14 protein-coding genes are annotated in these 14,013 nt (G+C 29.8%); 9 read left to right on the plus strand and 5 right to left on the minus strand.

The genetic code is table 11. The annotated features are described in order from the left end of the window. A complete protein-coding gene (locus B5F09_RS03005) occupies nt 1–282 on the plus strand; it encodes a ParB N-terminal domain-containing protein (protein WP_087371428.1) in 282 nt (93 codons plus the stop codon). A 35-nt stretch (nt 283–317) separates the two neighbouring features. Here B5F09_RS03005 and B5F09_RS03010 read toward each other — a convergent pair whose 3' ends face one another. The 4 genes from B5F09_RS03010 to B5F09_RS03025 are packed head-to-tail and all read right to left on the minus strand — an operon-like array spanning nt 318 to nt 4,783. Continuing rightward, a complete protein-coding gene (locus tag B5F09_RS03010) occupies nt 318–2,678 on the minus strand; it encodes a homocysteine S-methyltransferase family protein (RefSeq protein WP_087301503.1) in 2,361 nt (786 codons plus the stop codon). Beyond that, complete coding sequence (locus B5F09_RS03015) at nt 2,660–3,292, minus strand: vitamin B12 dependent methionine synthase (RefSeq protein WP_087371431.1); 633 nt, start codon at nt 3,290–3,292, stop codon at nt 2,660–2,662. Before B5F09_RS03015 ends, B5F09_RS03010 begins: the two co-directional genes overlap by 19 nt. Further along, the gene (gene metF / locus B5F09_RS03020; RefSeq protein WP_087301499.1) at nt 3,285–4,175 is read right to left on the minus strand and encodes a methylenetetrahydrofolate reductase [NAD(P)H]; all 891 of its coding nucleotides are present in this window, start codon (nt 4,173–4,175) and stop codon (nt 3,285–3,287) included. Before metF ends, B5F09_RS03015 begins: the two co-directional genes overlap by 8 nt. Nucleotides 4,176–4,231: 56 nt before the next feature. After that, nucleotides 4,232–4,783, minus strand: coding sequence for a DUF1836 domain-containing protein (locus B5F09_RS03025; protein ID WP_087301497.1), 552 nt, complete (start codon nt 4,781–4,783; stop codon nt 4,232–4,234). 127 nt (nt 4,784–4,910) lie between these two features. Between B5F09_RS03025 and B5F09_RS03030 the strand changes: the two genes are divergently transcribed. From B5F09_RS03030 to B5F09_RS03050, 5 genes are all read left to right on the plus strand, one after another. Next, a complete protein-coding gene (locus B5F09_RS03030; RefSeq protein WP_087301495.1) occupies nt 4,911–5,567 on the plus strand; it encodes a hemolysin III family protein in 657 nt (218 codons plus the stop codon). Nucleotides 5,568–5,686: 119 nt separating this feature from the next. Beyond that, entirely contained in the window at nt 5,687–6,172 is a 486-nt protein-coding gene (lspA, locus tag B5F09_RS03035; RefSeq protein ID WP_087301493.1) for a signal peptidase II, read from the plus strand. After that, nucleotides 6,159–7,082 carry an RluA family pseudouridine synthase gene (locus tag B5F09_RS03040; RefSeq protein WP_087301491.1) on the plus strand — a complete coding sequence of 308 codons (924 nt, stop codon included), beginning with the start codon at nt 6,159–6,161 and terminating at the stop codon, nt 7,080–7,082. Before lspA ends, B5F09_RS03040 begins: the two co-directional genes overlap by 14 nt. Continuing rightward, nucleotides 7,072–7,539 (plus strand): dCMP deaminase family protein, encoded by a 468-nt coding sequence (locus B5F09_RS03045; RefSeq protein WP_087301489.1) that lies wholly within the window; start codon nt 7,072–7,074, stop codon nt 7,537–7,539. Before B5F09_RS03040 ends, B5F09_RS03045 begins: the two co-directional genes overlap by 11 nt. A gap of 69 nt (nt 7,540–7,608) precedes the next feature. Next, nucleotides 7,609–8,166: a GNAT family N-acetyltransferase gene (locus tag B5F09_RS03050; RefSeq protein ID WP_087371434.1), complete on the plus strand. Its 558-nt coding sequence runs from the start codon at nt 7,609–7,611 to the stop codon at nt 8,164–8,166. Between the two features lie 79 nt (nt 8,167–8,245). Here B5F09_RS03050 and rnhC read toward each other — a convergent pair whose 3' ends face one another. After that, nucleotides 8,246–9,001: a ribonuclease HIII gene (gene rnhC / locus B5F09_RS03055; RefSeq protein WP_087371438.1), complete on the minus strand. Its 756-nt coding sequence runs from the start codon at nt 8,999–9,001 to the stop codon at nt 8,246–8,248. A 110-nt stretch (nt 9,002–9,111) separates the two neighbouring features. Here rnhC and B5F09_RS03060 point away from each other — a divergent pair, with 110 nt between their 5' ends. From B5F09_RS03060 to uvrC, 3 genes are read left to right on the plus strand one after another with little or no spacing between them, the layout of a single operon-like run. Beyond that, nucleotides 9,112–9,924: a CvpA family protein gene (locus B5F09_RS03060; protein WP_087371441.1), complete on the plus strand. Its 813-nt coding sequence runs from the start codon at nt 9,112–9,114 to the stop codon at nt 9,922–9,924. Between the two features lie 2 nt (nt 9,925–9,926). Beyond that, the gene (locus B5F09_RS03065) at nt 9,927–12,239 is read left to right on the plus strand and encodes an endonuclease MutS2 (protein ID WP_087371444.1); all 2,313 of its coding nucleotides are present in this window, start codon (nt 9,927–9,929) and stop codon (nt 12,237–12,239) included. Then, entirely contained in the window at nt 12,239–14,005 is a 1,767-nt protein-coding gene (uvrC, locus tag B5F09_RS03070; RefSeq protein ID WP_087371447.1) for an excinuclease ABC subunit UvrC, read from the plus strand. Before B5F09_RS03065 ends, uvrC begins: the two co-directional genes overlap by 1 nt. Nucleotides 14,006–14,013 lie beyond the last annotated feature (8 nt).

Below are 14,013 nucleotides of genomic sequence, written 5' to 3' on the forward strand. Positions count from 1 at the left end.
ATGAGAATTCATCAGTTAGATATTAATGATATTCAATATCAAAAAAAGGAATTTTCAGATAGTTTATTATCGTCAGTAAAACGAATTGGCTTATCGATTCCAGTTAAAGTAAGATACGAAAATGGCCAATATTATTGTCAAGATGGTCATAAAAGATTAAGTGCTATTGCTAGTATTGAAGATCCTGTTTTATATGATAAACGGCGGAAAATTAATGTTATAATTATTAATAATGGTGATTTGCGTTCTAATGATTGCTGGCGCAGTCGTAATATGCATTAAAGACGAGGGGACTCCTCGTCTTTTAATTTATAATTTTAATCAATGATACGATTTAATAATTCAACAGCATCCATAGCATCTTTTGAATAATAATCGGCGTTGATTTCTTTAGCATAATCAGCAGTTAAGACAGCACCGCCAACAAAAATCGGACACATATTATCAATCTTTTTCAACATTGCAATCGTTTTTTCCATTGAAGCAACAGTAGTTGTCATTAAAGCACTTAAACCGATTGCTTTAGGATGATATTGATAGAAAGCATCAACAACTGTTTCAGGTGGTACATCTTTTCCTAAATCGATGATTTTATAACCATAACTTTCTAATACTACTTTAACGATATTTTTACCAATATCATGAATATCACCATGGACAGTTGCCATAATTACTGGACCTTTAGTAGCTGTTGTTTCTTTAAAAGTATCTTTGATTACACCAAAAGCAATTTTTGAAGTTTCAGCAGCTTGAATTAACTGTGGTAAGAAAATTGTATTATTTTCATATTGTTTTCCTACTTTATCTAAAGCAGGAATTAAAATGTTATTGATAATTTCTAGACCATCTTTAGTTTCTAATTGTTTTTTTGTAGCTGTTTTTACTTCATCTTTTAAACCACGAATAATAATATCTTCTAATGTAAAATCAGTTGTATTTTTTATAGAAGTAACAGTTTGATTAGATTGATTTTGAATATAAATAGTAGCATCTTGATCATAATTATATAAAACATTGAAAGCATCAATAGCATCCATTAGTTCTTTATCTAAAGGATTAATTATTGGTAAGTCTAATCCAGCTGCCATAGCCATAGTTAAAAAGGTTTTATTTAAAAGTGGTCGATTAGGAAGCCCAAAAGAAACATTGCTAACGCCTAATACGGTATGAACACCTAATTCTTCTTTAACCATTCTAACAGCTTTAATTGTTTCCATTACTTCTTTTTGTTGAGCAGAGACCGTCAAAACTAAACAGTCAATAATTATATTTTCTTTACTAATTCCATATTTAGCAGCAGTTTTGATAATTTTTTTAGCGATTTCCAGACGATCTTTAGCTTTAGGTGGAATACCATTTTCATCTAATGTTAAACCAATAACAACACCACCGTATTTTTTAACGATTGGGAAAATAGCTTCCATGGTTTCAGTCTTACCATTTACAGAGTTTATTAATGGTTTACCATTATAATAACGACATGCCTGTTCAATTGCTTGTGCATTAGAACTATCAATTTGTAATGGTAAAGAAATAACTTCTTGTAATAGTTTGATTACATGTTTCATTGTTGCTACTTCATCAATTCCTGGTAAACCAACATTTACATCAAGAACATGAGCCTTAGCCTGATCTTGTTTAATAGCTTCGATAACTAATTCATCATAGCGCTGCTGTTTTAAAGCTTCTTTTAATTTTTTCTTTCCGGTTGGATTTAAACGTTCACCACAAACAACAACATGATGACCAAATTCAACAGTTTTGCTGCCACTAGATACTCTAGTAGCTTTAACTGGAGTAGTAATAACTGGTTTGGCTGGTATTGCTTTTTTTAATTTGGCGATAAATTCTGGTGTTGTTCCACAACAACCACCAATAATGCGGACACCATTTTTGACATGTTTAATACTTTCAGCAACGAATGTATCGCTATCCATGTTGTAGCAGGTTTTACCGGCAACTAAACATGGTAAACCAGCATTTGGTTGTAAAATAACCGGTAATGAGGCTGTTTTTAAGACTTCATTAATAATCGGTGTTAATTCCACTGGCCCTAATGAACAGTTTATACCTAAAGCATCAACATTTAATCCTTCAAGAATATTGACCATTGTAACAGGATCGCAGCCTGAAAGAGTTCGCTGGTTAGTTTCATAAGTCATAGTAACAAAGACTGGTAAATCACTATTTTCTTTAACAGCCAAAACCCCAGCTTTAACTTCATATATATCAGTCATTGTTTCTAATAAAACTAAATCAACCTTATCTTTAGCGAGCAATACTTGTTCTTTGATAATTTCATAAGCCTGGTCAAATGATAAAGTACCCATTGGCTCTAATAATTGACCAATAGGACCAATGTCTAAAGCAATATAACTATTATTTTGACGATTGGTATTTTTTTGAGCTGCTTTAGCATTATCGATTGCTGCTTCAATTATTTCTTTTAAACTATAGTTAACATCTTTCATTTTTAAAGCATTGGCACCAAAAGTATTAGTTGTAATAAAGTCAGCACCAGCATTTAAGTATTTTTGATGAATAGATTGGATTAATTCAGGATGAGTAATATTTAAACATTCTGGAATTTCACCAGCTTTTAAGCCGGCTTCTTGTAATTGGGTCCCCATGGCACCATCAAATACTAATATTTCTTTTTTTAATCGTTCTTGTAACATCTTTGACCTCTTTTCCGATAATTACAATTATCTTTAAGTTTACATGAAAAACAATGTTTTTTAATTTTATCATCACCAATACCAATTAAACCAATCATTGATTTTTGAGGTAATAATAAATCATTGGGTAAAACAGTTAGACCAATATGTTTATCACATTGTAGAGCGCTAGCTAATTGATGATTAAGTTCTAATGGCACATTACCATAACCAGGACAAAATCGAAAAGTACGTTTACCAAAATTTTGCTGTTTTTCAAATTCATCAGCTTTATATTCAAGATAGCTGCTTGCAAGAGCATCTAATATTGTCATTCTAGTTACATCAATAACTGAGTAATACTTTAATTTTCGATCTAAATCAATTCCTAGTGTACATGCCATAACAACAACTTGATTGCATGAGTCAAATAAATCAATTAAATCAGGATAATCTATGTTCAAATCTAATTCTTTAATTTTTAAAGGCTTTTTAGATAAGGTATAGATTTTATACATGTATTTAAATGAGAACTGTTTAAGTTCTTCTAATTCCTGATCTAATAACAAATTAGTTTGTTGATCAAGTTTTTGATTTTGATAACCTAAGTATTTTAAAGCATTTTCTTTAATCATTTTTAAATTCCGCAAATATATTATTAGTTCTCATCAATATTTCTTTAGCTATTTCAGGACGATTCATTGTATATAGATGGATACCATCAACACCATTAGTAATTAAATCAATAATTTGATTAGTAGCATAATTTAATCCTACTTCTTTCATTGCTTTTGGATTATTACGGAAACGTTCTAAAGAAGCAGAAAGATTATAAGGAATATTACCACCGCTTAATTTAGCGATATTTAATAATGAGCGCGCATTAGTTGCAGGCATAATTCCAGCGATAATTGGAACATTAATTCCTTTTAAACGTGCTTCACGAACAAGACGATAATAATAGTTATTGTCATAGAATAATTGAGTAATTAAATATTGTGCTCCTGAATCAACTTTTTTCTTTAATGCTTCTAAGTCGGCTTCTAAGGAAACTGCTTCTTGATGTACTTCAGGATAACAAGCTCCACTTAAACAAAATGTATCAGGATAATTTTTGTTGATAAATGTATTTAATTCACTAGCATATTTAAATTCGTGTGGTGCAGTTTTAGGATCGTAATCTTTAGGGTAGTCACCACGTAAAGCTAGAATGTTTTGAATATTATTATCTTTTAGTTCATTTAATATTTTTGTTAGTTGTTTTGATGTAGCATCAATACAGCTTAAATGAGCTACCGCTTCAATACCGTATTGATTTTTAATTTTAGAAGCAATTTCAACAGTATGTTCAGTTGTTGATCCCCCAGCACCATAAGTTACTGATATAAAATCAGGTTTTAATGCTGATAATTCATCTATTGTTTTATAAATTGATGAAATGTCGCCATCATGATTTTTTGGTGGAAAAATTTCAAAAGACAAAGTCGGTTTTTTTAATAACATATCAATAATTTTCATTTGTATAACCCCCATTTAATAAATTAGGTATATTATAAAAAATAGCTTGATTTTCGTCAACTATCTTCATCTGGATTATCGTTGTCAATAATTCCTTGAATAATACTGGTTATTTGATTAGAAAGTGATGCTAAAGCTAATACAGTCAATAAGCGATTGTTATGATTATCAAGGTTGAGATCATAATCAGAAATGATTTGATTTAAAAATGTATTTAATGCTTCACTTTGAGTTTTTTTGAGAGTGATAAATTGATCATAGATTGCTTCTAAATCTTGATCTTGTTCATATATTGGTGATAATAATTGTTTAATTTCTTGAATTGTAATTGTGTTTTTTAAATTATAGATTATTAACATGCCAATTATTTGTTCTTTAGTATATTTTTTTCCTTTAACCGGTTTAATAACGCCAGCTTTAGAATAATTATTGATCATTGTTTTAGTAAGTAATTTATCATCTTTGAATCTTTTATTGTCGCTTAGATTGTTTTCAAATAAAGTCATTATTTGATCCATATATAAATCTAATTCTGGTATATCCTGAGTTTTTAAATCACTTTTATTGAGTGATTGTGTGATTATTGTTTTAAAATCCTTTTGTTCCATAATTAGTCACCTCGAAATAATTGTAGCTTAATTTTTAAATATCTTCAAGATGTGGTTGACATAGATAATATTAGTGATATTATAGATACATAATGTAGTATTTAAAACTACATAAGGAGGTTTTGACATGAAAATATTTAAAAAAGCAATGGATCCAATAAGTAGTGAAACGCATTTTATTGGGGCTATATTATCACTGGTTGCCTTGATTATTATGATGATCGTTGCAGCAGTTGAAAATTCTCCATCTTTAACTAAAGTAGGGATTACAGTTTTTGGTTTATCATCAGTAGCGTTATATAGTGCTAGTAGTATTTATCATTATTTTAATGGTAATGAAAATAATAAAATAAAACAATTTTTAAGAAAAATGGATCATGCAATGATCTATGTTTTGATTGCTGGAACATATACACCAATATGTTTAACATATCTAGATTATCCTCATAGTATTTATTTTTTGATAGTTATCTGGTCAATTGCAGCAATTGGTATTTTAATAAAGCTTTTTTGGATAAATGCACCTAGATTTTTATCAACACTATTTTATTTATTAATGGGCTGGGCAGTAATTTTTGATTTTCCCGCATTTTCAAAAATACCATTAGGATGTTTGGCTTTAATTGCTTGTGGTGGTGTTAGTTATACGATCGGGGCTATTATTTATATTTTGAAAAAGCCTAACTGGTTTAAAAATTTTGGTTTCCATGAATTATTTCATATTTTTGTAATGATTGGATCAGCTTTCCATTTTGTTGCTATTTTCTTTTATGTATTATTGTAAAATAATAAAATGATTAGAGGTTCCTTTTTTATCAAGGGACCTTTTTAATAAAGAGGAAACCTGCTTTTTCTTGTGGTTAGTTTTCAATTATTGTATAATATTTTTGGGTGATATAAATAATGAAATTAAGTAAAAGAGATAAGATAATATATTTAATTACGATGTTTGTGGTTCTTGGGGGAGATCAGTTTACAAAACATCTAATATCTTCATCAATGCAATTAGGACAGTCACATGAGATAATTGATGGCTTGTTTTATTTTACCTATGCTCAAAATACTGGTGTTGCCTGGGGGATGTTTGCAGGTCACTTAGCACTTTTTATTTTAGTTGCTTTAATAGCAGCAGTGGTTATGATTATATATTTTAGAAAAACTAAAAAAGAAGAAGTATTAACTCGTTTTGGTTTAGTTTTGGTTTTTGCTGGGTTATTAGGAAATTTAATTGACCGGGTATTTTTTGGCTATGTTCGAGATTTTATTGATGTAATTATTTTTAATTATAATTTCCCGATTTTTAATATTGCCGATATGGCAGTTGTTATCGGAGTAGCATTAATTATTATTGAAATTATTTTTGAGGAGTATATACATGGAAAAAATTAATATTGTAGTTGAAGAAAATGCCAATTGGCGATTAGATAAGATCGTTGCAAAAAAAATGCCGGAATTTTCTCGAACTAGGATACAGGAAATGATAAATCACGGACTTGTATTAGTTAATCAAAAAATGGAAAAACCAAGTTATAAAATAAAAATTGGTGATCAAATCGAAATTATAGTTGTTGATAATACTGATTTAGATTTGGAACCGGAAAATATACCTTTAAATATAGTTTATGAAGATAACGATATTATAGTTGTAGATAAACCATCGGGGATGATCGTTCATCCTTCGCCTGGTATCGTTCATGGTACTCTAGTTAACGCACTGCTTTATCATTGTGATGATTTATCAGGAATCAATGGTGTTAATCGACCAGGTATTGTTCATCGTATCGATAAGGAAACAAGTGGTTTGTTAGTTGTTGCCAAAAATGATCATGCTCATCGAATGTTATCACAACAATTAAGAAATCATGATATGACTAGAAGTTATATTGCTTTAGTTCATGGTTTAATTCCTCATCAACATGGTAAAGTTGATGCACCAATTGGTCGTGATAGTAAAGATCGTCAAAAAATGGCTGTTACTATGCATAATAGTAAACGGGCTGTAACGAATTTTACGGTTTTAAGACGTTATCGCTCAATGAGTTTGATTGAATGTCGTTTGGAAACTGGACGAACTCATCAAATCAGGGTACATATGAGTTATATCGGTTATCCAGTTTATGGTGATCCTAAATATGGCTGGCGTAAAGATGATCAGACTTATGGACAATTTTTACATGCTAAAAAATTAGGATTCATTCATCCAACAACAAATAAATATATGGAATTTGAAAGCGAGTTGCCTGAATACTTTAAACAAAAATTAATTCAACTTCAGGAGGAAATGGAATATGCAAAATAGAGTCATCAATTGGACTGAGTATTTTATGGGAGTAGCTAAATTATCGGCTTTTCGTTCTAAAGATCCTAATACTCAAGTAGGAGCTTGTATTGTTAATCAGGAAAATAAAATTGTTGGAGTTGGTTATAATGGCTTACCTTGGGGTTGTGAAGATGATGAATTTCCATGGGAAGTTAGAGAAGGGGATCTTTATGATACTAAATATCCATATGTTGTTCATGCTGAGTTAAATGCTATTTTAAATAGTACGTCTAATTTAAAAGGTTGTAAAATTTATGTATCATTATTTCCATGTCACGAATGTGTTAAGGCGATTATTCAAAGTGGTATTAGTGAAATAATTTATGAAGATGATAAATATAGTGGAACTGATAGTGATCGAGCAGCAAAAAGAATGTTAGATGCAGCTGGAGTAAAATATACTAAAGTAGCGCCATTTACTATTGAAGTTAAATAGCTTATATCAGGAAATTGACTTATCATAAGTTAATTTCCGTATTTTTTTATTATATATTGGAGAGATAAAATGAATGTGAAAATAGATTTAAGTCAAACATATTTAAAAACTAAACGTTTGATACTACGACCTTGGCAAGAAGATGATGTTGAAGACTTTTATGAATATGCTCGTGTAGAAGGAGTAGGGGAAATGGCTGGCTGGTCACATCATCAAAATATTGAAGAAAGCCAGATGATTTTAAAAACGTTTATTGAAGAAAGAAAAACTTTAGCGATTGTATATCAGGAAAATAATAAAGTTATTGGGTCAATTGGTTTAGAATATTGTCGCGATGATTTAGATAGTTCTTTTGATAATTTAAAAGGAAGAGAAATTGGATATGTTTTAAATAAAGATTATTGGGGCAAGGGCATTATGAGTGAAGCGGTTGCTTGTGTAATTGATTATTGTTTTAAAGAGTTACAGTTTGATTTTTTGTGTTGTGGTTATTTTTTAGAAAACAGTCGTTCAAAAAGAGTAAATGAGAAAATGGGATTTACTTTTTATAAAAACGTAATTCATCGTACTAGATATGGTGTTGATAAAAAAACTGTTTTAAATGTACTTTATAACAATAGCGAGTAAGCTGGAAATCTGTTTTTTTACAGATTTCTTTTTATCATATTATTAAAAGGACATAATAAAAAAGGATAACCCAGTTATCCTAAATTAAATCCTTAATCCTTTTATAATTTGTCATATTCGTTTTAGTAACTTTGTTAAGCATTTTTGGACCATATTTTTTTGCTACCTCAATAGCTATGGCATCAACACTATTACTATTACCACGAGGTAATCTCATCTTTAAACTACGTGACATATTATTAAAATATTGCAAGTAAGCATATCTAGATAAGATAATTGAACAAGCGATACCAAGATAATTTTCTTCACCTTTTTGTAAGAATTTTAAATCTTTAACAACAATGACTTCGCTTTTTAGATAATTATAATAAGTTTTTGGTGACACGAATTGATTTACTAATTTATCTTCAACCGGCATTCCAATTTTTTGCATTACGTTTGTTACTGCTTGATTATATAATTTGGCTTTAATATTTGCTAAATTATTACCAGCTTTAACCATTGCATTGTAATGAGAATTATCAAGAATTAAAAGACTGTAAATAATTCGATCTTTAATTTCTTTTGCTACTTGCACTAACTCTTTATTATCCATTTCTTTGGGATCGCGTACTCCGACACTCAATAGCCAGTCGTAATCGCGTTCATCAACGTAACAAGAAACCACGCATAGAGGTCCAAAGAAATCACCAGAACCAGTTTCATCGCAAGCAATATGACTAATATTTACATAGTGATGATTAACCGTACTAGAGTAGGGAAGAGTCGCAAGTTTATCGTAAGCATGCATATTAATAACACTTATTCTTTTTGAATTATTTTTTTCTACATTCATGTTCTTCACTTGCCTCCTAGTCCTAATATTATTATAACATGTTTTTAATATTTTTGACAGTACAAATTTGTTTTGATACAATGTATACTAAAAGAAATTGAGGTGTTTCCATGAATTTTGTGATAAATCCGATTTTCATTGATATAATTATTGCACTAATTATTTTATTAATGGTAATCTTTGGTTATATTAAAGGTTTTGTTTATAGTGCTTATCGTTTAGCGTCAACGGTTGTTTCTTTGATTGTAGCTTTATATCTATCAAGCTATCTAGCAGTTATTTTTAAGATTTATGAAGTACAGGGAATCGGCCAAGGTATTGGCGAGATGATTAATCGATTTTTAATTTTTATTATTCTTTTAATTGTTTTAAAAATTATTTTTGCTTTTATTGGAAAAATTATTATTCCTTTATTAAAAGGAATAATTGATACAATAGGATTATTAAGAAAGCTAGATGGTCTTTTAGGGGCAATTTTTAATCTAGTTGAAAGTTTAATTTTGATTTATTTAGCTTTAGTTTTCATTATTACACCGATTGTTCCTGGTGGTAAAGAAGCAGTTGAAAATACTATTATTGCAAATAAGATATTAGAATTAGTACCAACGCTTAGCGAAGAGGTAAAAAAATTAAGTGATGGTAATAATGTTATTGATCAAATAATTAATGATGGTTTAAATAATGATAGTTTTGATAGTGATTCAATGAATTCAATTATTACTTCGCTTACAACAGCTTATGATTGGGGCTTGATTGATCAAGAGTATCTTGCAGATATATTATATCGCTATTATGATCAGGTCCAAACACCAATAGCGGTTAATAATGAACAATATAATCAGACAGTTGAGTTATTAAATAAGTTAAATATGGTTGAGTTTGATCAAAGTAGAGTTTTAAATAAAATGGTAGTGAGTGGATAAAAATGAAAGATATATATGATACTTTAGAATTTAATCAGATAAAAAAAAGAATAAGTGAATATTGTGCAAGTGATTTGGCTAAAGAACAAGTATTGAAAATTATGCCATTTAGCGATTATGATGATTTATTATTGGAACAAAAGTATTTAGATCAGGCAATTCGTCTGGTCTATAAATATGGTCGCTTACCAATTGGTTCTTTTGTAGATATTAAACCTTATTTAAATAAGGCCAATAAAGATGGAACATTATTTGGCGATGAGTTTGTCGCAATAGTTTATTTATTAAATAATGTTAAAGAAATTAAAGAATACTTAGATGATAAAGAATTAGATGATGACGAGTTATTTCAATTTTGTCAACAATTGATTTTACCAAAACAATTATTAGATAGCATTAATCGTTGTATTGATAGCAGTGGAAATGTATTAGATAGTGCCAGTCCAAAATTAAAACAGTTACGACGACAAATAATTTCAATAGAAACTAATATTCGTAGCCGGATTGAACAAATCAAAAGTGCTAATAAAGATTATTTAAGTCAGGAAAATATTTCTAGTCGTAATAATCATTTAGTTTTACCAGTTAAAGCAGGTAATCGAAATAATGTTAAGGGAATTGTTCATGCTGTTTCTTCTAGTGGACAAACAATGTTTATTGAACCAGATGTAATTGTCCAAATGAATAATCAGCTCGTTAATGTTAAAGAAGAAGAAAGACGCGAAGTACAGCGTATTTTAAAGATGCTTTCAGTTGCCGTCAAAGAAAATTATGATTGTTTATATGAAAATCAAGAATTAATGGTAGCTCTTGATGTGATTTTTGCTAAAGCAAATTATGGTATTAAATTAGACGCTATAGTACCAGAAGTAGTAACTAGCTATGAAACATTGAGTTTAAAAAAAGCTCGCCATCCATTAATAGATCAAGATAAGATCGTTGCTAACGATATTGTTTTAGCGCCACCTAAACGAACTTTATTAATTAGTGGTTCAAATACTGGGGGTAAAACTGTTGTTTTAAAAACTGCTGGACTTTTAAGTTTAATGTCATTATGTGCAATGGCGGTACCTTGTTTACAAGCAACAGTACCATTATTTGACCAGATTTGTGTTGATTTAGGTGATGAACAGTCAATCGAACAATCATTATCAACTTTTTCTAGTCATATGAAACGATTAGTAGAAATTACTAATCAAGTTACTGAAAAATCATTAGTTTTATTAGATGAAGTAGGTTCGGGAACAGATCCTCATGAGGGTCAAAGTATTGCTGAGGCTATTTTAAGATATTTAAAACAAATTAATCCAATTGTTTTAGCTTCTACCCATTATTCTGGATTAAAAGAATTTGCTAAAAATGAAGATTCAATTTTAGTTGCTGCAGTTGAGTTTGATCAAGAAAAGATGCGACCAACATATCGATTAATTGCCGGTAGTGTTGGTAACTCTTATGCAATCGAAATTTCAAGAAGATTAGGGTTAAAACCAGAAATTGTTGATATGGCTTTTAAAATTAAAGAAGAAAGCTTAACAGATACTGAAAAACTAATGGAAAAACTACACGATGAATTAACAGCGGTGCAGTTACAAAAAGATCAGTTAGAAGAGCTGACTAAGGAAACAGAAGCTAACCAAAAACGGTATCAGCGTTTAATTGAAAACTATGAAAAGCAAAAAGATAAGATGTTACAAGATGCTAAAAAGCAGGCTAATCAACTATTGGAAGAAGCAAAACAGGAAATTGATATTGTTGTTGAAGATTTAAAGAAAAGTTCAACGATCAAACCACATGTTGTTATCGATGCTAAAAGAAACCTTGATTTATTAAAACATGAAGAGAAAAAAGAAATAAACAATGAAAAACGAGATTACCAAATTGGTGATGTTGTTAAGGTTTTATCAGCAAATCGTCAAGGTGAAATTCTATCAATTAATAAAAAAGGGGTTTTAACTATTGATATGAGCGGTTTAAAAGTTAATGCTAAACCTGAAGAAGTAATGTTTGTATCAAAAAAAGTTAAACCTAAAAAAGTAAGATCTAATCTTAAAGCAGTTCGTAAAGCATCAAATCAAAGTGTAGAAATTAATATTATTGGTCAACGCTATGAAGAAGCTATGCGTAATGTTGATAAATTCTTAGATAATGCTTTAGTCAATAATTATTCTATGGTAAGAATAATTCATGGTATGGGAACTGGAGCATTACGAAATGGAGTGCGACAATTGTTGAAAAAAAATAAAAATGTTGTTAGTTATCGCGATGGTGGTCCTAATGAAGGAGGACTAGGGGCAACTCTAGTATATTTTGAATAATGGATCGTCAGATGATTAAAGATAAACTTTCATTATTACCGTTACAACCTGGTTGTTATTTAATGAAGGATAAAAATAATGAAGTTATTTATGTAGGGAAAGCAAAGAAACTTAAAAATAGGGTATCTTCTTATTTTGTTGGGGCTCATAATTATAAAACGACAAAATTAGTCCAGGAAATTGTTGATTTTGATTATATTGTAACTGATTCTGAAAAAGAAGCGTTGCTATTAGAGATCAATTTAATTAAAGATTATTCTCCAAAGTATAATATCTCTTTTATGGATAATAAATATTATCCTTATATTCAATTAACTAGAGAGAAAAATCCGCGTTTAAGAATTGTTCGTAATGCCCAGGATAAAAAACATAAACACTTTGGACCATTTCCTGATGGAACAGCAGCTAGAGAGACCTTTAAATTATTAAATCGTTTATTTCCGTTGCGTAAATGTAATCATATTCCTAAAAAGCCATGTTTATATTATTCGTTAAATCAATGTGTAGCTCCTTGTTTACAAGAAGTCGATGAAGCAGTTTATAAAGAAATAACATCAGGAATTACTAAATTTATTCAAGGTGATACTAAAGAAGTTATTAATAGTTTAACTGATAAAATGATGGCTGCCAGTGAAGTTCAAAATTATGAACTGGCCAAAGAATGTCGGGACTTGATTGCGCATATTCAACATGTTACAAGTAAACAGCATGTCCAATTCAATGATTTGGTTGACCGGGATATTGTTGGTTACTATCATGATAAGGGATATTTATGTTTGCAATTGTTTTTCATGCGAAATGGAAAATTATTGGCTCGTGATTTAAATCTGGTTCCGTTACAAGATGATTTTCAAGAACAGATTATTTCGTTTTTAGTAAGTTTTTATCAAGAAAATACTGAACCTAAAGAATTATTAGTACCTAAAGATTTGGATGTTGATTTGTTGAAGGAGATTATTACATGTAAAATAATCAAGCCTCAAAAAGGAAATAAAGCTAGTCTAGTGGAAATGGCTAATGAAAATGCTAAAGAGCAGTTAGAAAAGAAGTTTTTGCTGATTCAAAAAAACGAAGCAGCAACAATTGGTGCTATCAAGCAATTAGGACAGCTATTGGATATTCCATTACCTAGAAGAATTGAGTTGTTTGATAACTCAAATATTCAAGGAGCTTATGCGGTAGCTGGGATGGTATGTTTTAAAGATGGAGTTCCATCAAAAAAAGATTATCGTAAATTTAAAATTAAAACCGTTGAAGGACCTGATGATTATGCCAGTATGAAAGAAGTAATATATCGTCGCTACTATCGAGTATTGATGGAAGGATTAGAAAGACCGGATTTAATAATTGTCGATGGTGGTAAAGGGCAGATCAAGGTAGCTAAAGAAGTAATAGATGGTTTAAATTTAAATATAAAAGTATGTGGGTTAGCTAAAGATGATCGGCATTCTACTTCGATGTTATTAGACAGTGATGGTAATGAGGTTAAAATTGATCGTAAAAGTGAATTATTCTTTTTACTTACTAGAATGCAAGATGAAGTGCATCGTTATGCTATTAGTTTCCATAAAAATGTTCGTTCTAAATCGCTGTTTCAGTCGATATTAGATGATGTTGAAGGCATTGGTCCTAAACGGAAAAAACTTTTATTACGTAAATTTGGTAGCGTTAAACGTTTAAAAGAAGCAAGCTTACAACAGCTTGAAGAACTATTACCAAAAGACGTAGCAGCAAATCTGTTCAATGTACTAAAAGATGACACTTAAAAATAAAA

It is taken from the genome of Erysipelatoclostridium sp. An173, assembly GCF_002160495.1.
GTDB lineage: Bacteria > Bacillota_I > Bacilli_A > Erysipelotrichales > Coprobacillaceae > Thomasclavelia > Thomasclavelia merdavium.

Bases quoted from the DNA above. Each gene is read 5' to 3' on its own strand.
- B5F09_RS03015 (WP_087371431.1), bottom strand. From the start codon at position 3,292: ATGATTAAAGAAAATGCTTTAAAATACTTAGGTTATCAAAATCAAAAA.
- B5F09_RS03025 (WP_087301497.1), bottom strand. From the start codon at position 4,783: ATGGAACAAAAGGATTTTAAAACAATAATCACACAATCACTCAATAAA.
- B5F09_RS03010 (WP_087301503.1), bottom strand. From the start codon at position 2,678: ATGTTACAAGAACGATTAAAAAAAGAAATATTAGTATTTGATGGTGCC.
- B5F09_RS03005 (WP_087371428.1), top strand. From the start codon at position 1: ATGAGAATTCATCAGTTAGATATTAATGATATTCAATATCAAAAAAAG.
- B5F09_RS03050 (WP_087371434.1), top strand. From the start codon at position 7,609: ATGAATGTGAAAATAGATTTAAGTCAAACATATTTAAAAACTAAACGT.
- B5F09_RS03040 (WP_087301491.1), top strand. From the start codon at position 6,159: ATGGAAAAAATTAATATTGTAGTTGAAGAAAATGCCAATTGGCGATTA.
- rnhC (WP_087371438.1), bottom strand. From the start codon at position 9,001: ATGAATGTAGAAAAAAATAATTCAAAAAGAATAAGTGTTATTAATATG.
- B5F09_RS03030 (WP_087301495.1), top strand. From the start codon at position 4,911: ATGAAAATATTTAAAAAAGCAATGGATCCAATAAGTAGTGAAACGCAT.
- lspA (WP_087301493.1), top strand. From the start codon at position 5,687: ATGAAATTAAGTAAAAGAGATAAGATAATATATTTAATTACGATGTTT.
- uvrC (WP_087371447.1), top strand. From the start codon at position 12,239: ATGGATCGTCAGATGATTAAAGATAAACTTTCATTATTACCGTTACAA.
- metF (WP_087301499.1), bottom strand. From the start codon at position 4,175: ATGAAAATTATTGATATGTTATTAAAAAAACCGACTTTGTCTTTTGAA.
- B5F09_RS03060 (WP_087371441.1), top strand. From the start codon at position 9,112: ATGAATTTTGTGATAAATCCGATTTTCATTGATATAATTATTGCACTA.
- B5F09_RS03045 (WP_087301489.1), top strand. From the start codon at position 7,072: ATGCAAAATAGAGTCATCAATTGGACTGAGTATTTTATGGGAGTAGCT.
- B5F09_RS03065 (WP_087371444.1), top strand. From the start codon at position 9,927: ATGAAAGATATATATGATACTTTAGAATTTAATCAGATAAAAAAAAGA.